Source organism: Hydrogenophaga sp. (assembly GCF_019635465.1).
Taxonomy (GTDB): Bacteria; Pseudomonadota; Gammaproteobacteria; order Burkholderiales; family Burkholderiaceae_C; genus Hydrogenophaga.
In genome coordinates, this window is record NZ_JAHBZK010000010.1 from 46668 (window position 1) to 66868 (window position 20201).

Consider the following 20201-nt stretch of genomic DNA (forward strand, 5'->3'; position numbering starts at 1 on the left):
GTCAGCCCCCCACCGCGCCGGCCAGGGCCTTCTCTGGCGTGTTCTTCTCGCCCTTGTCGTCGATCTTCTTCTGCTTGACCGGCTCGGCGGCGATGAGCTCGATATCGCGGTCCAGGCTCTTGAGCACGCCCAGCGCTCCGATCACGTCTTGGTCGACGTCCGACGTCCAGACCTGCAGGTGGTAGTCCACCGCGCCGCCTTCCTTCGGGTCGATCTTGACCTTGCGCACCGTGCAGTCCTGCAGGGTGATGTCCTGGTCACCGGTCACGCCCTGGTAGATCTTGAGCGTGGCGCCGGTCTGCTCGCCGTCCCAGTTCAAGGCGCCCAGGCGCTCGGCGATGTTGGAGAGCGCCGGCCAGTCCGACACCACCGGGATGCCGTCCAGGGCCTGCTGGTTCGGCGCTGCGCCCTTCTGGAACAGCATGCCCAGCAGGTTCTTGTCCAGCATCTTGAGCGTGCTGTTGGCCTGGGTGATCTTGAGGTGCACGCACACGGCGGGCACCACATCGGTCTGGCCCATCTTGAGCGACTGGATGTCGATGGCGGTGAAGGTGGCTTTGGTCTTGCCGATGAACTCGAGGCGCATGGACGTTTCTCCGGTGGTGGGTGGGTGATCAGGCGGCGGCCGTGTCGGGGAACTTCATGCGGTCGGGGTTCGCGTCGCGGAAGGCTTCGAAGTCCTTGATGCGCTGCTCGACCGCTGCGCGGTGCTCGGGGTTGTCCAGCAGCACCGAGTAGCCCAGCAGGGCGTTGACGGCGTGCACGTCCTGCGCGCGCAGCACGAACACCGGCTCATCGTCTGGGATGGGCTTGCCGGTTGCGCGCACGGTGAGGCGGCCGGTGGCGGTGGCGCACGTGTACTTGGGTTCCTGAGCGGTGGCCAGGCCGAAGGCGATGCCGGTCTCCGGATCGGGCTGCTTCGCGTAGGCGTAGCGGCCGCGGATCTGCGAGCCGAAGAACTTGCCCTTGCTCTCGGCGTCCACCATGTCCTGGTAGACCTTCGGTGGCACCTCGGCGTAGTGGTAGGTGTCGCCGGCTTTCACACCGCGGCCTGGGAACTGGATGGCCAGCGTCTGGGTGGCCGGGTCATAGCCGAAGGCGACGATCTGCGACGACTCGCAAGGGGAGAGGGTGATGGCGGGTGGGTTCGTGGTCATGGGGAACTCCAGGTGGTGGGGGAAAGAAAAGGGGCCGCGTCGCTGGCAAGGTTTCAGGGAGGGAGGAGGAGATGCACCAGCGCGATCGGCCCGGGGAAACTGGTCAGGCGGCCTGCAGTGCTGCGGCCATGCGCACGCGCTCGACGATGGCCGCGCAGATGGCCTGAAAGTCGGTTTCGCGGTACAGCTTGCTGGCGCGTTCGGTGGCCACGGGCTCGAAACCCAACTCGGCCAGACCGTCGGCGGTGATGGACAGTGGTGCGAGCCGGTCGTTGATCTGGCCCAGCTTGATGCGCGCCGCGTTGTCGCTCACCACGGCCGGCTTCTGAGCCACTACCGGCGTTGACGGCTGAGGCTGAGCCACAACAGCTGGGGCGGGGGTAGCGGCCGCGGCAATGGCGGCCTTGGCCTGTCGCTCAACTTCGGCATCAGCGGCGGCCTGGCGCTCGCGCGCCTCGCGGTCTGCGCGTTCCTGCTCTTCGCGGCGGATGCGCTCGCGCTCGGCCTCCAGCCGCTCGGCTTCCTTGCGCTGGTGCTCGGCCACGCGGTTGGCCACCACCGCCTGCAGGTCCTCCGGCATCTTGAGCACCAGGGTCGCCTGGTCTGGGAACAGGTGCGCGAGGTCCTGGTGCTGGTCGATCGTGCGCAGGTTCTGTGCGATCCGGGCGCCGAAGTCGCTGGCAAGCAGCTTGGCGTCGGCCAGCACCTGGTCGACCGCATCGCGCATGCTCTGGATCGTCTTCTTGCCCTTGATCGCGCCGCCGAAGTCTGCCGGGATCGTCGGAAGCAGCTGGCGGCCCAGGCTGGTGTTGAGCTTTTGCACGTGGTCGCGCAGGCGCTTGATGCCGTCGGCCACGATCTCCTCGCGGATGGCTTCCTTGCGTGCCTTGACCAGGTTGAACAGCTCTAGGCGCACGGTGCGCGTCTCGGCCTTCACGTCGTCGATCGTGCGGAACAGCTGCTCGATGCTGGCGGTCTGGCTGAGCGCCTGCTTCTTGGCGAAGTCGAGATCCCTCTCGACTCGCTCGCACCACTTCACCGCCTTTTCCGCGTCGGCGAACTGCTGATCAGTGGTGAGCGTGCGATTGATGCTGCCCAACACCGACATGGCGTGCTCGTGGAATGACACAAGGTTGCTGGCGCGCACCTCGCCCCGGATCTCGATGTGGAGCGCTGGCAGGTTATCCGGCGTGCGGCCCACGGCTTGGGCGGCGGGTGCCGGCTCGGGCTCGTAGGCGGCGAGGTCCTCTGCGAACTGCTTCCATCCGGCAATCAGCTTGGCGCGGCGCTCGGGCTTGCTCTCGTAGAAGCAGTGCGCCATGCAGTCGCGCGAGCCATCGCTGGTGACGAACAGGATGCGCTGCGCGCCGGAGACCAGCAGCTGGTGCTCCATCTGCCAGTAGTAGGCCGGGCCTGGCTCGCCGTCGGCTTCGATCGTGCGCGCCAGCGAGGCGTTGAACAGCTTGTGTTCGTAGCCCGTGGAGCGGTCGAAGGTCAGGCCGTCGAAGCTGGCCAGCAACTGCATGCCGTCGATCTCGATCGAACCGGTGACGGCGGCCAGATCCTCGCCGTCGAGGATCTCCTCGGCGATGGGCCGGAATGCGGCCTCGGTCTGGTGGCCAGCGTCAAAGCGGCGCTGCGTCGCCTCATCGACCTCCTCCACGATGCCGGTGTGCTTGCGGCGCAGCAGGTCGGCGCGGGTGGCGTAGGGGCTGACGCCCATCATGGCAGGCGCGTCGCTGGCGGTGAAGAAGCCGGCGCGCAGCGCGAGCCACTGCTCGCTGCCCTGGATGACGTTGTGCAGTTTCATGCCGCGGCTCCTTCCGCTTCCTCGGCGGCCGGCTGATCGGGCCGCTGGCGCAACTTCTCGACCTCGGCGCGCTGCTCGTCGCTCAGGGTGTATTTCGCGTCCAGGAACGCCAGAAGGTCGTCCACCGAGTGGGTGCCGTCCTTGATCGGCTTCGACCAGGCGGGCATCTGCTTGCGGAACTTCTCGGCGGGCAGGGCCGGCAGGGCATTCACCACCGGCTGCTTTTGCGGCTGAACCACCTCCCCGGTGGCCGCGTCGATCAGGCCGGCGTCGATGATTCTGCGAGCCTCGTCCTCGTCATAGATGCCGGCGAAGCCGAAGGCGATGCGCGCGCCCTGGATCAGCGTCTTGTGTCGCAGGAACCGCTTGGTGTGGGTCTGCCACGGGCCGTCGTATCCGCCGTTCTGGCCGCGCGGCGCCTGGTAGACCTCATCGAGGTATTCACGCACCACGGTCGGGCGGCTGCGATCCTTGCGGTACAGCGTGACCTCACACCACTCGGGGCAGGGCTTGCCGCGGGCTGGCGTCACGATGTCCTCGGAATAGCGGAACTCCAGGCCGTCGAACTGCGAGTGCTCGTTGATGATTCGCGACCAGCCGTCCACCGACACCACGGGCACGATGGCCCCCTTGTCGCTGAACGCGAACAGTTCCTTGGTGAACGGGTTGAGCCGGTACTGCTCGGCGACGATCAGCAGAGCCTCCATCTGCGCGTCGGTCACGACCTCGTTGCCGCGCTGGCGGAAGGCCGTGGCCTTGAGGGTTTCGACCAGGCTGGAGCCGTCGCCCAGGTCCAGGCGCTTCGCCAGCTTGGCGGTCAGGGTTACAAGTGCGGTACTCATGAGTCCTCTCGGTGGTGGTGGTCAGTAGGGGCGCCGGGCGACGGCAATGGCGCGGCGCAGGGCCGCCCAGAAGGGCAGGCCGCCGCGTCGGTAGAAGCGGAAGAGGCGCAGGGTGATCACGGCAGCCAGCCCCCGAAGGCCAGGGCGATGACGGCGGCGACGGCAATCGCGGCCGCGGTCATGGGGGCGACGTCCTCACTGTCGAGCCAGCGGTTCATGCGAGCCTCGAGGCCAGGGCGATGACAGCCAGCACGCCCAGGGTGCCGACACACACGATCAGGCCGGCCAGCATCTGCATGCCGCGGTCGTCTTCTTGGGTGTCCATCTGCTTCCTCCATCGGGTGGGTTGCGATGGATGAAGTATCACGAACGTGATTCAGTGCGTCAACACGAACGTGATTAGAGCCGACGAACGGCAGGCGCAAAAAAGCCCGCTCAAGGCGGGCTGATAGGTCGTCGAGGTGTCGCTAGTTGCAGATGGTCTGCGTGCTGTAGCCGGTCCTGACCGATCGGCAGATCGTGGGCGCCGGACGTTGAATGCTCTGCAGGCTGCGCCGCATCGAGTCAACCATGATCTGGGTACGTTGCAACTCCACCTCGCGCTCGTAGGCTGCTGCCTGCGCCGCTTGCTGGTCGCGCTCCTGGCGCATGCGCTGTTCGGCTTCCAGCACTGAGGCCCGTTCGCGGTTCGCCGTCTCATCCATGTGCCGGCGCATCTCCATGTGCTTTTTCGAAGCCAAGTATTCGTGCTCTTCCGGAGCGATAGACCCCTTTGACAGCTGGGTATCGATCATGACGCGGTAGGCCCAATAGTCGCGGATGGCATCGTGGTTTGGATCGCTGCGGGCGCCGTACTTGTCAACCAGTCGCAAGTTCTCGCGCGAGAAGACTGGCCCTTGTCGATCTACCACGCCATCCCTGACCGCCATTTCGAGAATGTCCAACTCGGTCTGTAGGGCCAACTCGGGGGCGAGTGACTGCAGGTAGGCATCCTTCGCGGCGAGCGCAGCTTTCGGGTCGCCTGGCGATTGATTCGCCAGGGTCAGTACTTTGGCCACGCGCTCTTGTCGGTCAGCGTCCAGTTGCACGGCCTGGGCCCACGACTGGGTCGCCGCCAGAGCGGTAATGATCAGAATCAACATCCAGCGCATGGTCTGGCCCCCTTCTGCTTACAACTTGCCCCGCATTTGGTACTCAACCACTTTACCGACAACCCGGATGTTCGGGTCGTCGATCTCGACGGTCGGGTATGAAGGATTCAACGGTTTGAGGAACCACCGGCCGCCATCGGACACAAGCCGCTTGAAGGTGGCCTTCTGGGTGGCCACGTCCTTCGCGATCACGAAATCCCCCGCACCGGCTGCCTTGCCGGGGTCCACGATGATGATCGTGCCCTCGGGGAAGGTGCGGTCTCCCGGTATGGGGCTGGTCATGCTGTCGCCAGTCACGCGAAGGGCGAAAGCGTTCTCACCGGGGCGAGTGTCGTAGGCCTCGGCCCATTCGTCGGCGTCTCCGGGGTGGAAGTGATCCTCCACGGCGCCCCATAGGCCGGCGCGCACCCAAGAGATGAGCGGCACGCGGCGCTTCATCGCCACCTCCTCGAAGTTCACCTCCTCGGCCTGCCAATCCCCACGGCCCGACTCCAGCCAGTCCGGAGACGCCTGCAGTGCGCGGGCGATCTTGAGTAGCTCGCGCGGCTTGTCCCTGATCCCGGACTCGGCGTTGCCGATGGTTCCCTGGGACACGCCGGCCCGCTTCGCCAGCTGGCCCTGCGTCAACCCCCGCTGATCGCGGGCCCACCTCAGTCGTTCTGCAAGCGTGTTCACGACCGTGATTAGGCCGGGGACTTGCATCACGTTGGTGTTCAATGCACAATCACGAACGTGATAACCAAGGATCGACATGGAAGCCCTTGACGAAGCCATCCAGAAGGCCGGGAGCGTTGCCGCGCTGGCCGCCCGCATCAACGTCGCGGCGAGCGCTCCGAGCATGTGGAAGTCCCGCGGACGTGTCCCTGCCGAGCACTGCCCGGCGATCGAGCGCGAGACCGGCGTCCGCTGCGAGCGCCTGCGCCCCGATGTCGCCTGGGACGTCCTGCGTATGCAGGCAGAACCCGCAGCCGCCAGCGCAACACCCCAGGCCGCCGCCGCCGGGGCCTGACCACACCACCAGAGAAGGGCGATTCGTCATGCCGCGAATCGTCGTTCCGCTGGGCTTCCCCAAGGTGCTCAACCGCTCTCAACAAAGTTGCGAGGCTCAATGAACCAACTCTCCATTCCCGTCGACGTGCGGCCCGAGGAGGTGATGCGCAAGCAGAGCCTGGGCGGCGCGATCGAACTCTGTGCCGAGCTAGGCGGCTACTCGCTCGACAAGACCCTGCAGCAGGACCTTGGGGTCGACAAGGCCCAGTTCTCACGCTGGCTCAGCGGCCAGGAGGGCGTGCAATGGTCCAAGTTCAACGCCCTGATGGATCGCTGCGGCAACGACGCCCCGGTGCTGTGGATGCTGTACCAGCGTGGCTACGACCTCAACAGCCTGCGCCGGCGCGAAACCGACGTCGAGCGCGAGAACCGGTTGCTGCGCGAGGAGGTGCAGGCCCTGCGCCGCGTGATCGGGAGGCCGGCATGAGCGACTGGACGTTCCCCACAAACGCCGCCACGCCGCGGCGCGACCAGATCCTCGCGCCCCAGGCCGATTACATCCTGGCCAACGCCGAGAACCACACGCCCGACCAACTCGAAGCGGCCATCAAGGCCCAGGGCGATCTGGTCGAGTTCCATCACTTGTGCGGGCGAAACGAGCCGGCGCGCGAGGCCTTCAAGGTGGTGCGCCAGCTGGTGCTGATGCGCACGCCAGAGACGATCGCCCGCATGGACGCCGAGAGGGGTCTGCGCTGATGGCCGACTGGATCAAGATGCGCAGCAGCCTGGTCACCAACCCGAAGGTGGTCAGGATGGCGCGGGTGCTGCTGGCCGATCACGGGTTCAGGGAGTGGATCGGTGGGCTGCGAGGCTGTGACACGTGTGACGAAAGCGTGACGTCACACGTGACGACGCGTGACATTGAGGTCGTCACACGCATCGTCGTCGGGGCCCTTGTTCCGACCTGGTCAGCGGTCAATGACACGGCGGGACGTGACGGCGTGATTCGTCACGCGTCGTCACACGACTTCGATATTTCGGCCGGTGTTCCGGGTTTCGGTCGCGCCTTGCTAGCGGTCGACTGGCTGCAGGAGTTGCCCGGCGGAGATGGTGTTCGCTTCGTAAACTTCGACGAACACAACAGCCCGCAGAAGGAGCGCTCGCTAACTTCGAAGTCAGGTGCAGAGCGAACCAAGGAGTACCGGGAGCGCAAGAAACAGGAACAGGCCAGCGTGACGAAAAGTGACGCAGAGAGTGACGAAGCGCGTGACGTCACTGTGACGTCACAGCGTGACGACAGAGAAGAGAAGAGTAGAGAAGAGAAGAAGAGAAAGAAACCCCCAACCCCCAGCGGGGGCTGTGGACGGTTTGAGGACTTCTGGACTGCATGGCCGAAATCCGAGCGCAAGCAGGACAAGGTCAAGTGCGCGCAGAAGTGGCGAACCCTCGGCCTCGACGCGAAGGCCGACGTGATCCTGGCCGACATCGCAGTGAAGCGGAAGACGCAGAAATGGCGCGATGGGTACATGGAGGCCCCGCTGGTCTACCTCAACGGCGAGCGTTGGGAAGACGGCGTGACGCCGGGCGATGGAGCTGAGCAGCACGACTGGACTGAGGGGGCCCACTGATGCGCCCTTGGTACGCCGCAAACGCCCGCGCGCTGCTGGAGTCGCGCCAACAGGGAATGAGGCCCGATGGCTACGTCACCGTGTCGATGGTCGGTGGCCAGTTCGACGGGCCGACCCTCTACGTGCACGACGACATGCCGCTGGAGCGCATGGACTGGCGGATGCTGGCCGGCCTGCTGGTGGTGGTCGAAGCCGGGGCCGCTGTGAGCCTCGAGCGCTTGCTGCGCGTGGTGCGCGACATCGCAGAGGTGATGCCCGAAGACCTGCGGCTGCACTTCCAGACCCCGGATGGCGAGGCGCACCAGGTCGAGGTCGGCTGCGGCTGGCACACGCCGGCCATCGAAGACATCCCCGCCTTTCACGCCTTCATGTGGCACCCGTTCACGTTGCGCGGCTCGCCTGTCGAGCACGGGCTGCGTGACGCATTGCGCCGGTCGCGGCCGGCAGGATTCGTATGCACTTGATCCCTGACACCTTCGACTTCGATGGCTACTTCGACCAGCAGGTCGACGAAAGCGCCAAGGTTCGCCCGGCCAGCACCTGGACCCAGGAGGTGGTCGATCAGTTCTACGGCGAGCCCAGCGCGAAATCATGGGTTCCCACCGGGTTCGACAAGATGCGCGGCAAGTTTGATCTGCGCCCCGGCGAGGTCACGCTTTGGGCCGGCATCAACGGCCATGGAAAGACCACGCTGCTATCCCAGGTGCAACTGCGCGCCATGCAGAGCGGCCAGAAGGTGGGCCTGGCCAGCTTCGAGATGAAACCACCGAAGTCGATGGCGAAGATGTCGCGCCAAGCCGCCGGGATCGGTTCTCCGTCCATCCAGTACATCCGCGCCTTCCACCGCTGGACCGACAACCGCCTGTGGATCTACGACCACCTGGGCAGGGTGGCGACCAAGCGCGTGCTGGCGGTGGCCACCTACATGCGCAAAGAGTTGGGCATTGATCACATGGTGATCGACAGCCTGATGAAGTGCGGCATCGGCACCGACGACTACACCGCGCAGAAAGACTTCGTGAACGACCTGTGCAGCGTGGCGCAGGAAACGGGCTTGGGCATCCACCTGGTGGTGCACATGCGCAAGGGCGAGAACGAGCGCAGCGCGCCGGACAAGTTCGACGTGAAGGGCGCGAGCGAGATCGTCGATCTGGTCGACAACTTGGTGATCTGCTGGAAGAACGTGCGCAAGCTGGGGCTGGCCGAGGAAAAGCGCGACCCCGACGACCCGGATGCGTTCGTGCGGATCGCCAAGCAGAGGCACCACACCTGGGAGGGCAGCTTTGCCTTCTGGTTTGACCCGGACACCCAGCAGTTCCGCGAGCACCAGAAGGAGCGCGCGGCATACCTCGACCTGCCGGTCGGGCAGATGGAGGTTGCATGAGTTTCCACGTTCCACACGAATACCGGGTGCGCTCTGGCCGCATGGGCAGCGATGACTCGATCGGCAACTGCGGCGCGTTCATGGTGCCACCGCGTTCGCGCATCTTGCGCGCGGGCGAGATGCCGCTGGCCGTCGTGGCATCCGATGGCGAGGGATGGGAGCACGTGAGCGTGAGCCTGCCGAGCCGATGCCCGACGTGGGAGGAAATGTGCCACGTCAAGGCGATGTTTTGGGATGACGAGGACTGCGTGGTGCAGTTCCACCCGCCGCGCGCCGCGCACGTCAACAACCACCCGTACTGCCTGCACATGTGGCGCCGGGTTGGGCAGGAGTACGAGACGCCGCCGATGTGGATGGTCGGCTACAAGTCGTTGGGGGTGATTGCATGAACGCCGTCACCCTGACCCTGCCGTACCCGCTGAGTGCGAACCGCTACTGGCGCAGCTTCCTGCCAAAGGGCCACCAGCGCGCGATCGTCACCCTGAGCGACGAAGCCAAGGCCTACAAGACCCGCGTGGCTTGGATGGCCAAGGCCGCTGGCGTGCGCGCCCCGATTGATGGCCGCGTCGAGTTCCACGTGAAGCTCTACCCGGCGCGCCCGCAGGACTGGCAGAGCCGCCAGCGCAAGCACGGCGCAGCCTGGGACGACACGGTGCGCTGCATCGACCTGGACAACGCCAACAAGGTGCTGCTGGACGCGCTCAAGGGCGTGGCCATCGTCGACGACGCATGGGTGCGGCGCATCGTGGCCGAGCGCATGGAGCCCGATGCCGGCGACGCGCGCGTGGTGGTGACCATCACCGCACTGGCCAACGAGCAGCCGCAGGCCGATCTGCTGGGGGCGCTGGCGTGAAGTTCTTTACCGGTCTGCACCAGCCTTCTGACGCGCGGCATTTCGACGCGGCCTTTGTCAGCGTGAATCGGTTGCGCACTCGCAAGGCCCCCATGCTCGCGCGCGAATGGATCATGGACTCTGGAGCCTTCACGGAAATCAGCACCCACGGTCGATATCGGCACGGAGTGGCCGAGTACGCGGCCGAGATCCGACGCTGGGCTACCAACGGCAGCGGGCGCTTGTTAGCAGCAGTCGCACAGGACTGGATGTGCGAGGCCTGGATCGTGGAAAAGACCGGTCTCTCGGTCCGCGATCACCAGCGGTTGACCGTAGAGCGCTACGACGATTTGCTGCAGCAAGACACTGCCGGCGTGTACATCCTGCCGGTGCTGCAAGGCTTCGCTCCTGGCGACTACGTGGAACACATCCGGATGTATGGCGATCGCTTGACGTTCCAGCAGTGGGTCGGCGTGGGTAGCGTGTGCAAGCGAAATGGTGACCCACGATCTGTGGCGGCTGTGCTCCTCGCCATCAAGGAAGCCCGACCAGATCTTCGGCTGCACGGCTTTGGGCTCAAGACCACGGCTCTCAGTGACCCTTTGGTTCGAGCTCAGCTCGCCACAGCCGACTCGATGGCGTGGAGCTTCCATGCCCGCAAGAACGGGCGCAACGCCAATGACTGGCGTGAAGCCGTGCGTTGGACCGATGCGATTGGCGCGCGCCCCGTGCAACAGATTCTTGATCTCAAGGGAACTCAGGCATGAAACCGGACTGGTCCCTCGTGAAGTTGCGCGTCTGCTGGGGTGAGGTGCCGGCGCCTGGCGACGAGCTCGTTTTCGCGAGCGGCCGGCGGTACCAGGTGCTCGGCGTGAAGGGGCGGACCCTGCGCTGCCTGGTCATCCCAAAGAGCGAGCCGCCGAACCAGGACGGCCGCACGCTTTGCTGGCGCTGGGCGCCACGCAAGAGAAAGGCGCGAGCATGAGCACACCCGAGCACTTCGAGCTGGAGCACAGCGTGCCGCCAGACCCGAGCGTGGTGGATGGCGAGGTGGCCACCCGCGAATGGCCGCTGCCGCCGGTGAAGCGCTGGAGGCCTGCGCCGTCGGAGTCGATGCTTTCCCAGATCTGGCGAGCGCTGGCGCGAGGTGCCTCATGAACGGCCAGCAAGTGCACCTCATGAACGCGGTGCAGGGCCGCGCCGTGCTGACCGAGACCGTGCTGCCGTGGATCGGTGCCCAGCTGCAGGCCGGCCGCGCCTGCGTGCTGGAGGTTCGCCTGGCCGAGGACGCGCTGACCGACAAACAGCGTAAGTACTACCACGGCTGCATCCTGGCCAACATCGCCGAGCAGGCCCGCCCGAACGGCCAGGCTTACGCGCTGGACGCCTGGAAGGAGTACTTCCGCGACAAGTTCCTGGGCTACAAGACCAAGACCTCGATCGACCCCACCACGGGGAAGAAGAAGCGCCGCCGCATCCGCCAGAGCACCGAAGGCCTGGGCACCAAGGGCTACGCCGACCTGATCGAGCGCGTGGCCGCCCACGCTGCCACCGAGCTGGGCGTGACCTTCCCGGACGAGTGGACCGACCCCGAGACCGGCGAGGTGTTCAACCTGAAAGACGCCACCCAGCGCCGCACCGTCCGAGCGCGCAAGCGCGAGCTGGAGGCCTCGGCGTGACGGTCATCTCCAAGTTCGCTTACGTGCGCAGCCGAGAGCTGCTCGACGCGATCAAAACGCTGCCCTGCCAGTGCTGCGGCGCCGCGGGCCCCAGCGATCCCGCGCACAGCAACCAGAGCGTGCACGGCAAGGGCAAGTCCATCAAGGCCAGCGATGTGTTCGTGGCCGCGCTCTGCCGCACCTGCCACCGACTGATCGACCAGGGCTCACGCCTCTCGCGTGAGGAGCGTGTGGCCATCTGGACCGCTGCCTGGCGCTCCACGGTGCGCGAGCTGCTGCGTCGAGGCATTTGGCCGACCCAAATCCCCGTCCCGGATACCCGGGTATTCAACTGACCGAAAGGACCACCATGAACCAGACGTACCCCGGCTCGCCAGCACAAGTTGAAGCGGCCGCCATGGATCGACAGATGCGCAATCTCGGCTCACTCGTCGGTCAGAAACAGAGCCAATCGCCTCGGGTGATCGAGGCGCTAGATGACCTGCGCAGAGCGCTGAGTCTTCTCGACGATGTAGCCGGTGCCGTGGCCGACCGGACGCAAGTACTGCAGCGACCATCCGAGCCTTCGCCTGTGAAAGACCCGATGGGTGCCGGCCAGATCCGTGCAGCCAGCAGCAACCTCGTGATGCAGGTGGAGGACTGCTCCAACCGGGTTCACGCCATCGTCCGCGGCCTGCAAGACGTGCTCCAGCGCTTGGAGGTCTGAATCCCCATGGCGCTGGAAGACATCAAAGCCCGCTGCGACGAGGTGGGCGAGTGCTGGTTCTGGAATGGCGGCTGCGACAGTCACGGTCGCCCACAGAAGCGCCACGGCGGAAAGACGGTGTACGTGCGCCGCCTGGTGCGCGAGCTCGCCGACGGCCAGCCGGTGCCGCCCGGGCTCGTGGTTGCCGCAAAGTGCGGACACAAGCGCTGCGTGTCTCCCGACTGCAGCGTGGCCACCACCACCCGACGCAAGGCCCAGATGGCGGCGAAGCGTGGCGCCTACAGCAGCCCGGCCAAGGCCGCCAAGATGGCCCGCATGAAGCGCGCGCAGAGCTGGATCACCGACGAGATGGTCGAGCAGATCCGCCTCGCGCCGGGCCCGTCCTCGCGCATCGCCGCCGAGACCAAGGTCAGCCTGAGCCATGTCAAAGCCATCCGCCGTGGTTCCGCGCGCCGCCCAATAGGCACCCCCTTTGCAGGGCTGGGGGCTCGATGAAGAAGGGCTTCGAGCGGCTCGGCCGTGACATCCCTGTCGAGCGCGCCCAGCGCGGCTGCTTCGACAAGAAGGTCTTCGAGAGCCGCAACGCGGTCAGGGACTGGCACGCCGGATCGAAGAAGCGCCACGGGAACTCAGACCAGCAGCCCTACCGCTGCCACGTCTGCGGCAAGTGGCACCTGACCAAGCTGCCCAAGACCGCCCAGGCCGCAGCCCGCGCCAAAGACTGGAAGGAGCCCACCACCATGTCCGCCGGCATCAACACCAAGCCCCCAGTGGGCAATCTCCGGTTCCACAACCGCCCGCGCGACGCCGACGAGATCCCCATCGGTACCAAGGTGCGGACACCAACCGGCGCGCTTGCCGTCGTCGAGGGCTACCGTGGCGGCCGGCGTGTGGGTGGCGGCGACAAGGACAACCACGAGCGCCTCGTCTGCCGCTACCTCCACCCCACCAATCGCCGATGGGGCTTCGTGCTGCTGCGCGCAGAGCTGGTGGAGATCGTGAAGGAAGAGGGTGATGACCATGGGGCGTAAGGCCGCGACGAAAACCACGTCTGAAAAAGACCTACAGGACCGGGCCATGCTCGTGTTCCTCTCGGCCATGTCTGACGGCGCGACCATCGGCGAGGCTGCCCACGAGGCCGGCGTGGACCGCACCACGGTGTATCGGTGGAAGGAGGCCGACGCCGAATTCGCCGCTGCCTGGGATGACTCGCTGGAGGAGGGCACCGAGCGCCTGGAGCGCGAAGCCATGCGCCGAGCCGTGGTGGGCGTCGAGGAGCCGGTGATCTACCAGGGCCAGCTCACGCCCGTGTGGGAGATGAACCCAGACGGCACGCCCAAGATGGTCGAGGTGGAGGAGGTGGGCGACAGCGGCATGCCGGTGAAGGTGCGAAAGCCTGTGCAGGCGCGCAACCCCGACGGCTCCCTCAAGTACCTGACGGTGAATCGCCCGAGCGACACGCTGATGATCTTCCTGCTCAAGGCGCGCCGGCCGAACACCTACCGCGAGCGCGGCGCGGTGGAGCTGTCCGGGCCAGGCGGTAAGCCGCTGGCGCCGGTGGCTGCGGCAGCCGGTGGCGTGCTGGTGGTGCCGGGGATGATGGCCGACCCGGCGGCTTGGGCGGACGCGGTGAAGAAGGCGACGCCGGAGTGACTACGGTCTCAGTCGCTGAAATCGAAGGTCACGTATTTGCCGCCAAGGATGGCAATTCGGATCATGTCCTTCTCGCTTTTGCGCCACCCTCGAATGGTGAGGTGCACTTTGTAGGTCTTGGCTGCCGCTGCGAGCTCGGCGAGATCGTCGACGGGTTTGGTCCCTGGAACGATGGCATTGCTGCCGTGCTCGATCGCGGCCAAGATGGTGCTGAACGGTTTCCCCATGGATGCCTCCTTTGGAGGCGGGTTGTAGCACGCCGGGGGATGGCTTGATCCTTCCGCCCAGTACGAACATCGCCTGGAAGCCCCACCCCGGCAGCCAGACGCTGTTCCTCGCGTGCCCGGTGTTCGAGTGCCTGTACGAGGGCACACGCGGCCCGGGCAAGACCGACGCTCTGCTGATGTCCTTCGCCCAGTTCGTGGGCCGCGGCTACGGTCCTGAGTGGCGCGGCATCCTGTTCCGCGAGACATACAAGCAGCTGGCCGACGTGGTGAAGAAGTCCAAGCGGTGGTTCCGCCGGTTCTTCCCCAACGCCCGCTTCCTGGAGAGCCACGCTGACTTCAAGTGGATCTTCCCCGGCGGTGAGGAGCTGCTGCTGCGCGTGGGCGTGACCGAGGATGACTACTGGGACTACCACGGCCACGAATACCCCTGGATCGGCTTCGAGGAGCTGACGAACTGGCGCACGCTCGACTTCTTCGAGATGATGCAGTCGTGCTGCCGCTCAAGCGTGTCTGGCATGCCACGCATGGTGCGCGCTACCTGCAACCCGTACGGCCGTGGCCACGCCGCGGTGAAGGAGCGCTACAAGCTCGGCCGCTACGGCGTACCGCCCGGCACCATCATCAAAGACGACACCGGGCGCGAGCGCACCTACGTGCACGGCGACATCCGGGAGAACACCACACTGCTGGCCAGCGATCCCGAGTACATGAAGACGCTGGAGGGGACGAAGGACCCGAACCGGCGCAAGGCCTGGCTGTTCGGCGACTGGGACATCCACATCGGCGCATTCCTGGAGGGAGCCTGGGATCCGGAGCGCCACGTGGTGAAGCCGTTTCCCATCCCGGCGCATTGGAAGCTCTGGCAGGCCATGGATTGGGGTTACGCCAGGCCGTACGCCGTGGGCTGGTTTGCCAAAGACCCCGAGGGGAAGACCTACCTGTGGCGCGAGCTGTACGGCATCGCCACGGACGACCGCGGAAAGGCACTGCCCAACGTGGGCACGAAGGAGACGCCCGACAAGGTGGCCGCTCGAATCCTGGCCAGGGAGGCCCACGACGAGCGCCTGGGCTACGAGATCGGCCTGCGCCTGACTGGCCCCGACCTGTTCGCCAAGGGGGGCGCGCAGTACGGCGCGCAGAACACGCACAGCCAGACCTTCCGCCGCGCTGGCCTGAACTTCCGCCCCTGGTGGGCCGGGCCCGGGAGCCGCAAGGCCGGCGCGCTGCTGGTGAAGCAGGCGCTGGAACTGGACGAACTGGCCATCTTCTCGACCTGCGAGCACACCATCCGCACCGTGCCGAGCCTTGAGCCGGACCCGGACGACCCGGATGACGTCGACACCGAGGCCGAAGACCACTGCTTCGACATGCTCAAGGCGGGTCTTATGCGACGGACCAGCAGGCCGGATGACGCCCCTGGCGCGAATGGGCCGGACCCGGGCGAAGCCTCCGCCGCGCGTGTGCTGGAAGACGGGCGCCACTTGGTGCCACGCTGATCACTTTCCGGCTACGTCCGGTGCTGGTCGGCCCACAGTGCGGCCGTTTCGAGGATGCCCACCATGCCCCAGTCCGTCGACGCGCAAGCGCCCAGCGTGAACACCGCCGCCATGTCGGCGCCGAACTCCGCGACCGAGCCGCAGGCCGACCCGCTGGTCAAGACCTGGCAGGCGCGCGCCAAGGCGAGCGAGAAGCACTGGAGCCGATTCCACAAGCGAGTGGCCCACAACCGGGCCGTGGTGCAGGGCATCAGCAAGGAGGCCGAGCCGACCTCGGCGGCCTACAACAAGCACCGCGCCAACCTGATCGCCTCGACCGTCTCGGTGATCCTCTCCAAGGTCTACGCGAAGAACCCGGAGATGTCGGGCGAGCCCACGAACAAGGCCCGCCCGCTACGCCTGTTCGCTGACACCGTGAGCACGGTCACCCAGACCATGCTCGAGGACGCCAAGCTCAAGCAGAAGGCCAAGCGCGCGGTGAAGGCTGCGATGACGTGCAGCTTCGGCGTGGTGAAGGTTCAGTGGCAGCGCGACATCCGCGAGGATCCGCTCATCAAGCAGCGGATCGAGGACACGCAGGACAACCTGCAGCGCATCCAGGCGCTGATCTCCGAGCTGGAGGACCCGCAGCGCCTGGCCGACGAGGAGTCGAAGAAGCGCGAGCTGGAGCAAGCGCTCGCCGGCTTGGAGGCGCAGCGCGAGGTGGTGGCCGCCGAAGGCCTGACCCTGGACATGGTGCGCACCGAGCGTCTGCTCCCCGATCCAGCCGTCGAGGACATCTGGGACTACGCGAGCGGTGACTACCTGATCGAGAAGATCCCCATGCGCCGCTCCAAGGCGCGCAGCATGTTCCCCGACCTGGCCGGCGAGGATGGCTCCAACCTGCTGGACCGCGCCACGACCTACAAGGTCGGCGGCGATATGAGCGACGACGACAAGCCGGGCCGCGGCGTGTACGCCGGCATGGGGCAGGGCACAGATGACCCCATGGTGATGGTCTACGAGGCGTGGAGCAAGCTCGACAACACCATCTACACCTTCGTCAATGGCATCGAGACGAGGTTCGCGCGCAAGCCCTACCAGCCGGAGCGCGTGGGCGAGCGCTGGTACCCCTACTTCCTGCTGCCGTTCCAGTCGGTCGACGGCGAGTTCGTGGCACAGAGCCTGGTCGACGTGCTGGAGAAGCTGCAGGACGAGCACAACGAGACGCGCGACAAGTTCGCCGAGGTCCGCAAGAACATCCGCCCGCACTTCATCGCCTCGGCTGACGTCAAGGACAAGGACATCAAGGTCCGCGTGCACCCTGAGCTGGGCGAAATCATCGTGGTGGACACTGGTGGCGCCCGCCTTGAGGACAACATCAAGCAGGGAACGCAACTCACCATTGACCCGGCGGTCTACGACACCAGCCCGATTCGCAACGACTGGGAGATGGTGTCTGGACTGCAGGATGCCGCCCGCTCCGTGGTGGTGCAACCAAAGACCGCCACCGAGGCCGCGATCAGCGATCAGAGCCTGGCCGCGCGCGTGGCCGAGTTCCGCGACCAGATCGAGGACTGGCTGACAGAGATCGCGCAGTACGCCAGCGAGGTGTGCCTGCTCTCCATGACGCCCGCGATGGTCGAGACGATCATGGGTGCACCGGAGCCGGTCGAGCAGCCGATGATGGACACGCCCATGGGCCCGGTGCCGGTGCCAGGCGCTGAGCCAGCCCCGCAACCAGCTCCGACCTACGAGTGGCCCGATCAGGCGACGCCAGAGACGGTGTTCAACCTGATCAACATGAAGATCCGGGCGGGGTCGACGGCTGCACCGAACAAGCTGCAGGCGCAGGAGACCTGGACGCGCGCGCTTCCCCTGATCCGCGAGATGGTGATGGTGATCCGCCAGATCGATTCCTCCGGTGGCGACAGCACCGCCGAGCGTGAGCTCGTGCGCGAGACGGCGGCCCGCTTCGACGAGACGATCGACGTGGATCGCTTCCTGCCGGCCAAACCAGCTCCGATGCCGGCCGCCCCAGCCCTGCCAATGGGCGGCGCTCCTGCTGGCCCGCTTCCCGCACTTCCCGAGATTCCCGGCGCCGCGCCGGGCATGCCGATGCCAGGCGGCCCTGACCTGGCCATTCCTGCCACCCTGCAGTAGGAACACTCATGCTCATCCAGAAGCTCATCCGACGATTCTTCAACGACGAACCCGGCGCGGCCGGTGGCGGATCTTCCGCCCCAACCCCTGCACCTGCACCCGCACCCGCACCGACGCCAGAAGCCAGCGCAGCGCCTGCCGCCGATGCACCTGCCTCACAGGCGGAAGCACCCGCAGCTGCGCCAGCAGAGCAGCCCGAAACCTTTGGTGGCCTGAGTTACCTGCTCGACGGCATTGGTGCCGAGCCTGCAGCAGCTCCCTCGGGATCCACAGCGCCTGCTGCACCTGCTGCTGCACCGAGCGCGCAGGCCCAGCCACCAGCTGCCGCGCCGGCACCCGGTGCAAAGCCTCCTGCAGCGCCTGCTCCCGCAGCTGATGAGCTGACGCCGCCCGAAGGCATGAGCGAGCGCGCCGCGGCGCGGTGGGCACAGCTGACCGAGCGCGTGAAGACGATGCCCGACCTGGAGCGCCGCGCAACCGAGGCAGAGCAGCATCTGGGCGCCGTGCGTCAGCTCGTGCACGACAGTGGTCTGGCACCCGACGAGTTCCGCGATGCATTGGCCATCGGCCGCATGTTCAAGTCCACGAACCCGCAGGAACTGCAGCAGGCCTTGCAGCAGATCGACACCATCCGGGCCGACATCGCCACGCGCCTGGGCTCCGAAGTGCCCGGCGTGGATCTGCTGAGCCAGCATCCAGACCTCAAGGCCCAGGTGGAGGGCCTGACCCTCTCGCGCGAGCACGCCATGGAGATGATCCGCCTGCGCACGCAGAGCGCGGCAGCCCAGCGCACCACGCAACAGGCCAACGAGTTCCAGCAGTACCAGCAGACGGTGCAGCAGGCCGGCCAGCGCATCGACGCAGCGCTGGCGCAGCGCGCAAACACTCCTGGCCACCAGGCAAAGGTCGCGTTCATTCGCGCGCAGTTGTCCGACCCGCAGCGCCAGCGCCAGTTCGTGGAGACGTACCAGCCCAACCAGTGGGAGGCGGCTGTGCTGATGATGTACGACGCCTACACGCCGCCGGCACCCGCGGTCGCACCAGCACCACCCGCACCGCAGCCACTGCGCCCTGGCCACGCCGGTGCAGGTCGACCAGTTGCGCAGGCGCCGCGTAACGCCATGGACGCCGTGCATGGCGCTTTCGAGTCGTTGGGGCTGTAGAGCATCGATCACTTTTCGGCTAGGCGCCTTGACGCCCGGCCAATACTGCGCCCCGCAGAAGCCCGAAGGCCACGTCGTAAGCCGGTGTCGCGCCCGGCAGCCAGAAGGCTTCGCACACGCCGGGAATGTCGCATGTACGAGGGGGTCGCGTCCCTCAGCACCTTGCAGGTGCCGCCCAACAGGTTGTGAGCCGGGTTCACCGTCGGCAGGGCAGCGCAGGCAGAAGGCCTAGACCATGGGTGCGGTGGTTGGCGTGCAGAGCCATCAACTTTGCACAGGAGAGGCGTCATGCCCATTTCAGCCCCCGACCTCGCTACGGTCACTGTCGCCGCGCTCGACAACTACATGCGCAACCGCCCGGTCGATCAGATCGGTACCGAACGACCGCTCATCAAGATGCTGATGGGCAAGAAGAAGAACCTGATGCCGGCGCGCCAGTACTCGGTCGAGACCGTGCGCGAGACCTACGGTTCGAACTTCGCCTGGTCCTTCGGCGAGACCGCCCGCACCTTCAACAAGCGATCCACCGCCGCGCAAGCCCAGTTCCCCTGGCGCGTCGCCCTGGACGGCCTGTACCTTGACTGGGACATGCTGTTCGCCGCTGGCATCCGAGTCGATCCGGACCCGGCCAGCAAGGGCAAGCTCGTGCTGGAGCCGAACGAGAAGGTCATCCTCTACAACATCCTGACCGAGCACATGGAAGCGCTCGAGCTGGGCTTCGTCGAGAAGCTCGACGTCGAGTTGCACCGTGACGGCACGGCCAGCGCCGATGCGGTGGTGGGCCTGGATGCACTGGTCTCGCGCACGCCCGCTGTGGGCACCGTGGGTGGCCTCAACGCCGCCACGAAGACCTACTGGCGCAACTACTTCGCCGGCGCGGTGGCCACTGGCAGCCTGCGCGCAACGATGGAAGCGGCCTGGCGCAACTGCATTCGCAACGGCGGTGCGCCCGACTTCATCCTGGCCGGCTCGACCTTCATCGACGCCTACGCCAGCGTGCTGACGCTGACCCAGAACACCGAGGCCGGCAAGCCGAAGATGATCGACGTGGCCACCGGCCAGGGCGCTCGCACCGGCCTGTACTTCAAGGGCGTCGAGATCATCTGGGATCCGGTGTTCAGCGTGATCGACGCGCTGGAGACGCCGGTGGCGGCCTCCCTCTGGGAAAAGCGCTGCTACTTCATCAACACCAAGCACCTCAAGTACGAGGACGACGAGATGGCGGTCTACAACCCGACCCCGCCTCACAACGTCCGTGCGACCTACGCGTCGCTCGACCTGCGGTGCGCGATGAAGACCAACCGGCGCAACGCGCACGCGGTGATCGTCGCCGCGTGATGA

Annotated in this window: 27 protein-coding genes; 20 read left to right on the forward strand and 7 right to left on the reverse strand. The window is 66.3% G+C overall.

Annotated features, from left to right (window positions below; all coding sequences use genetic code 11):
• Window position 1 precedes the first annotated feature (1 nt).
• From KF871_RS10745 to KF871_RS10770, 6 genes are all read right to left on the reverse strand, one after another.
• Entirely contained in the window at window positions 2–586 is a 585-nt protein-coding gene (locus tag KF871_RS10745) for a hypothetical protein (RefSeq protein ID WP_291141855.1), read from the reverse strand.
• 28 nt (window positions 587–614) lie between these two features.
• Window positions 615–1157 carry a KTSC domain-containing protein gene (locus KF871_RS10750; RefSeq protein WP_291141858.1) on the reverse strand — a complete coding sequence of 181 codons (543 nt, stop codon included), beginning with the start codon at window positions 1155–1157 and terminating at the stop codon, window positions 615–617.
• Window positions 1158–1260: 103 nt separating this feature from the next.
• Complete coding sequence (locus KF871_RS10755; protein WP_291141861.1) at window positions 1261–2967, reverse strand: YqaJ viral recombinase family protein; 1707 nt, start codon at window positions 2965–2967, stop codon at window positions 1261–1263.
• A complete protein-coding gene (locus KF871_RS10760; RefSeq protein ID WP_291141864.1) occupies window positions 2964–3809 on the reverse strand; it encodes a recombinase RecT in 846 nt (281 codons plus the stop codon). Before KF871_RS10760 ends, KF871_RS10755 begins: the two co-directional genes overlap by 4 nt.
• Window positions 3810–4276: 467 nt before the next feature.
• Entirely contained in the window at window positions 4277–4960 is a 684-nt protein-coding gene (locus tag KF871_RS10765; protein WP_291141866.1) for a hypothetical protein, read from the reverse strand.
• Between the two features lie 18 nt (window positions 4961–4978).
• Window positions 4979–5713: a S24 family peptidase gene (locus tag KF871_RS10770; RefSeq protein WP_291141867.1), complete on the reverse strand. Its 735-nt coding sequence runs from the start codon at window positions 5711–5713 to the stop codon at window positions 4979–4981.
• Here KF871_RS10770 and KF871_RS10775 point away from each other — a divergent pair.
• The 16 genes from KF871_RS10775 (at window position 5712) to KF871_RS10850 (ending at window position 13832) form a co-directional block, all read left to right on the forward strand.
• Entirely contained in the window at window positions 5712–5969 is a 258-nt protein-coding gene (locus tag KF871_RS10775; RefSeq protein WP_291141870.1) for a YdaS family helix-turn-helix protein, read from the forward strand. The two genes, KF871_RS10770 and KF871_RS10775, sit on opposite strands and share 2 nt — an antisense overlap.
• 99 nt (window positions 5970–6068) lie before the next feature.
• Window positions 6069–6437, forward strand: a complete 369-nt coding sequence (locus KF871_RS10780) for a hypothetical protein (RefSeq protein ID WP_291141872.1) — start codon at window positions 6069–6071, stop codon at window positions 6435–6437.
• The gene (locus tag KF871_RS10785; RefSeq protein WP_291141875.1) at window positions 6434–6706 is read left to right on the forward strand and encodes a hypothetical protein; all 273 of its coding nucleotides are present in this window, start codon (window positions 6434–6436) and stop codon (window positions 6704–6706) included. Before KF871_RS10780 ends, KF871_RS10785 begins: the two co-directional genes overlap by 4 nt.
• Window positions 6706–7578, forward strand: a complete 873-nt coding sequence (locus KF871_RS10790) for a hypothetical protein (protein ID WP_291141877.1) — start codon at window positions 6706–6708, stop codon at window positions 7576–7578. The genes KF871_RS10785 and KF871_RS10790 overlap by 1 nt, the downstream gene beginning before the upstream one ends.
• Window positions 7578–8042, forward strand: a complete 465-nt coding sequence (locus tag KF871_RS10795; protein ID WP_291141880.1) for a hypothetical protein — start codon at window positions 7578–7580, stop codon at window positions 8040–8042. Before KF871_RS10790 ends, KF871_RS10795 begins: the two co-directional genes overlap by 1 nt.
• Entirely contained in the window at window positions 8039–8962 is a 924-nt protein-coding gene (locus KF871_RS10800; RefSeq protein ID WP_291141883.1) for an AAA family ATPase, read from the forward strand. Before KF871_RS10795 ends, KF871_RS10800 begins: the two co-directional genes overlap by 4 nt.
• Complete coding sequence (locus KF871_RS10805; RefSeq protein WP_291141884.1) at window positions 8959–9351, forward strand: hypothetical protein; 393 nt, start codon at window positions 8959–8961, stop codon at window positions 9349–9351. The genes KF871_RS10800 and KF871_RS10805 overlap by 4 nt, the downstream gene beginning before the upstream one ends.
• Entirely contained in the window at window positions 9348–9815 is a 468-nt protein-coding gene (locus tag KF871_RS10810; RefSeq protein WP_291141887.1) for a RusA family crossover junction endodeoxyribonuclease, read from the forward strand. The genes KF871_RS10805 and KF871_RS10810 overlap by 4 nt, the downstream gene beginning before the upstream one ends.
• Window positions 9812–10561: a hypothetical protein gene (locus KF871_RS10815; RefSeq protein ID WP_291141891.1), complete on the forward strand. Its 750-nt coding sequence runs from the start codon at window positions 9812–9814 to the stop codon at window positions 10559–10561. Before KF871_RS10810 ends, KF871_RS10815 begins: the two co-directional genes overlap by 4 nt.
• A gap of 214 nt (window positions 10562–10775) precedes the next feature.
• Window positions 10776–10952 carry a hypothetical protein gene (locus KF871_RS10820; RefSeq protein WP_291141893.1) on the forward strand — a complete coding sequence of 59 codons (177 nt, stop codon included), beginning with the start codon at window positions 10776–10778 and terminating at the stop codon, window positions 10950–10952.
• Window positions 10949–11473 (forward strand): hypothetical protein, encoded by a 525-nt coding sequence (locus KF871_RS10825; RefSeq protein ID WP_291141896.1) that lies wholly within the window; start codon window positions 10949–10951, stop codon window positions 11471–11473. The genes KF871_RS10820 and KF871_RS10825 overlap by 4 nt, the downstream gene beginning before the upstream one ends.
• The gene (locus tag KF871_RS10830) at window positions 11470–11808 is read left to right on the forward strand and encodes a hypothetical protein (protein ID WP_291141899.1); all 339 of its coding nucleotides are present in this window, start codon (window positions 11470–11472) and stop codon (window positions 11806–11808) included. Before KF871_RS10825 ends, KF871_RS10830 begins: the two co-directional genes overlap by 4 nt.
• A 14-nt stretch (window positions 11809–11822) precedes the next feature.
• The gene (locus KF871_RS10835) at window positions 11823–12179 is read left to right on the forward strand and encodes a hypothetical protein (RefSeq protein ID WP_291141901.1); all 357 of its coding nucleotides are present in this window, start codon (window positions 11823–11825) and stop codon (window positions 12177–12179) included.
• A 6-nt stretch (window positions 12180–12185) separates the two neighbouring features.
• A complete protein-coding gene (locus KF871_RS10840; RefSeq protein ID WP_291141903.1) occupies window positions 12186–12674 on the forward strand; it encodes a hypothetical protein in 489 nt (162 codons plus the stop codon).
• The gene (locus tag KF871_RS10845) at window positions 12671–13210 is read left to right on the forward strand and encodes a hypothetical protein (protein WP_291141906.1); all 540 of its coding nucleotides are present in this window, start codon (window positions 12671–12673) and stop codon (window positions 13208–13210) included. The genes KF871_RS10840 and KF871_RS10845 overlap by 4 nt, the downstream gene beginning before the upstream one ends.
• Window positions 13211–13256: 46 nt before the next feature.
• A complete protein-coding gene (locus tag KF871_RS10850; protein ID WP_291141909.1) occupies window positions 13257–13832 on the forward strand; it encodes a hypothetical protein in 576 nt (191 codons plus the stop codon).
• 8 nt (window positions 13833–13840) lie between these two features.
• Here the strand turns inward: KF871_RS10850 and KF871_RS10855 are convergent, their stop codons facing one another.
• Window positions 13841–14059 (reverse strand): hypothetical protein, encoded by a 219-nt coding sequence (locus KF871_RS10855; protein WP_291141912.1) that lies wholly within the window; start codon window positions 14057–14059, stop codon window positions 13841–13843.
• A 44-nt stretch (window positions 14060–14103) separates the two neighbouring features.
• Between KF871_RS10855 and KF871_RS10860 the strand changes: the two genes are divergently transcribed.
• The 4 genes from KF871_RS10860 (at window position 14104) to KF871_RS10875 (ending at window position 20198) form a co-directional block, all read left to right on the forward strand.
• Window positions 14104–15555: a terminase gene (locus tag KF871_RS10860; RefSeq protein WP_291141915.1), complete on the forward strand. Its 1452-nt coding sequence runs from the start codon at window positions 14104–14106 to the stop codon at window positions 15553–15555.
• 63 nt (window positions 15556–15618) lie between these two features.
• Complete coding sequence (locus KF871_RS10865; RefSeq protein ID WP_291141918.1) at window positions 15619–17697, forward strand: hypothetical protein; 2079 nt, start codon at window positions 15619–15621, stop codon at window positions 17695–17697.
• An 8-nt stretch (window positions 17698–17705) separates the two neighbouring features.
• Window positions 17706–18860: a hypothetical protein gene (locus KF871_RS10870; RefSeq protein ID WP_291141921.1), complete on the forward strand. Its 1155-nt coding sequence runs from the start codon at window positions 17706–17708 to the stop codon at window positions 18858–18860.
• 288 nt (window positions 18861–19148) lie between these two features.
• On the forward strand, window positions 19149–20198 hold the full coding sequence (locus tag KF871_RS10875) for a phage major capsid protein (protein WP_291141925.1): 1050 nt from the start codon (window positions 19149–19151) through the stop codon (window positions 20196–20198).
• Window positions 20199–20201 lie beyond the last annotated feature (3 nt).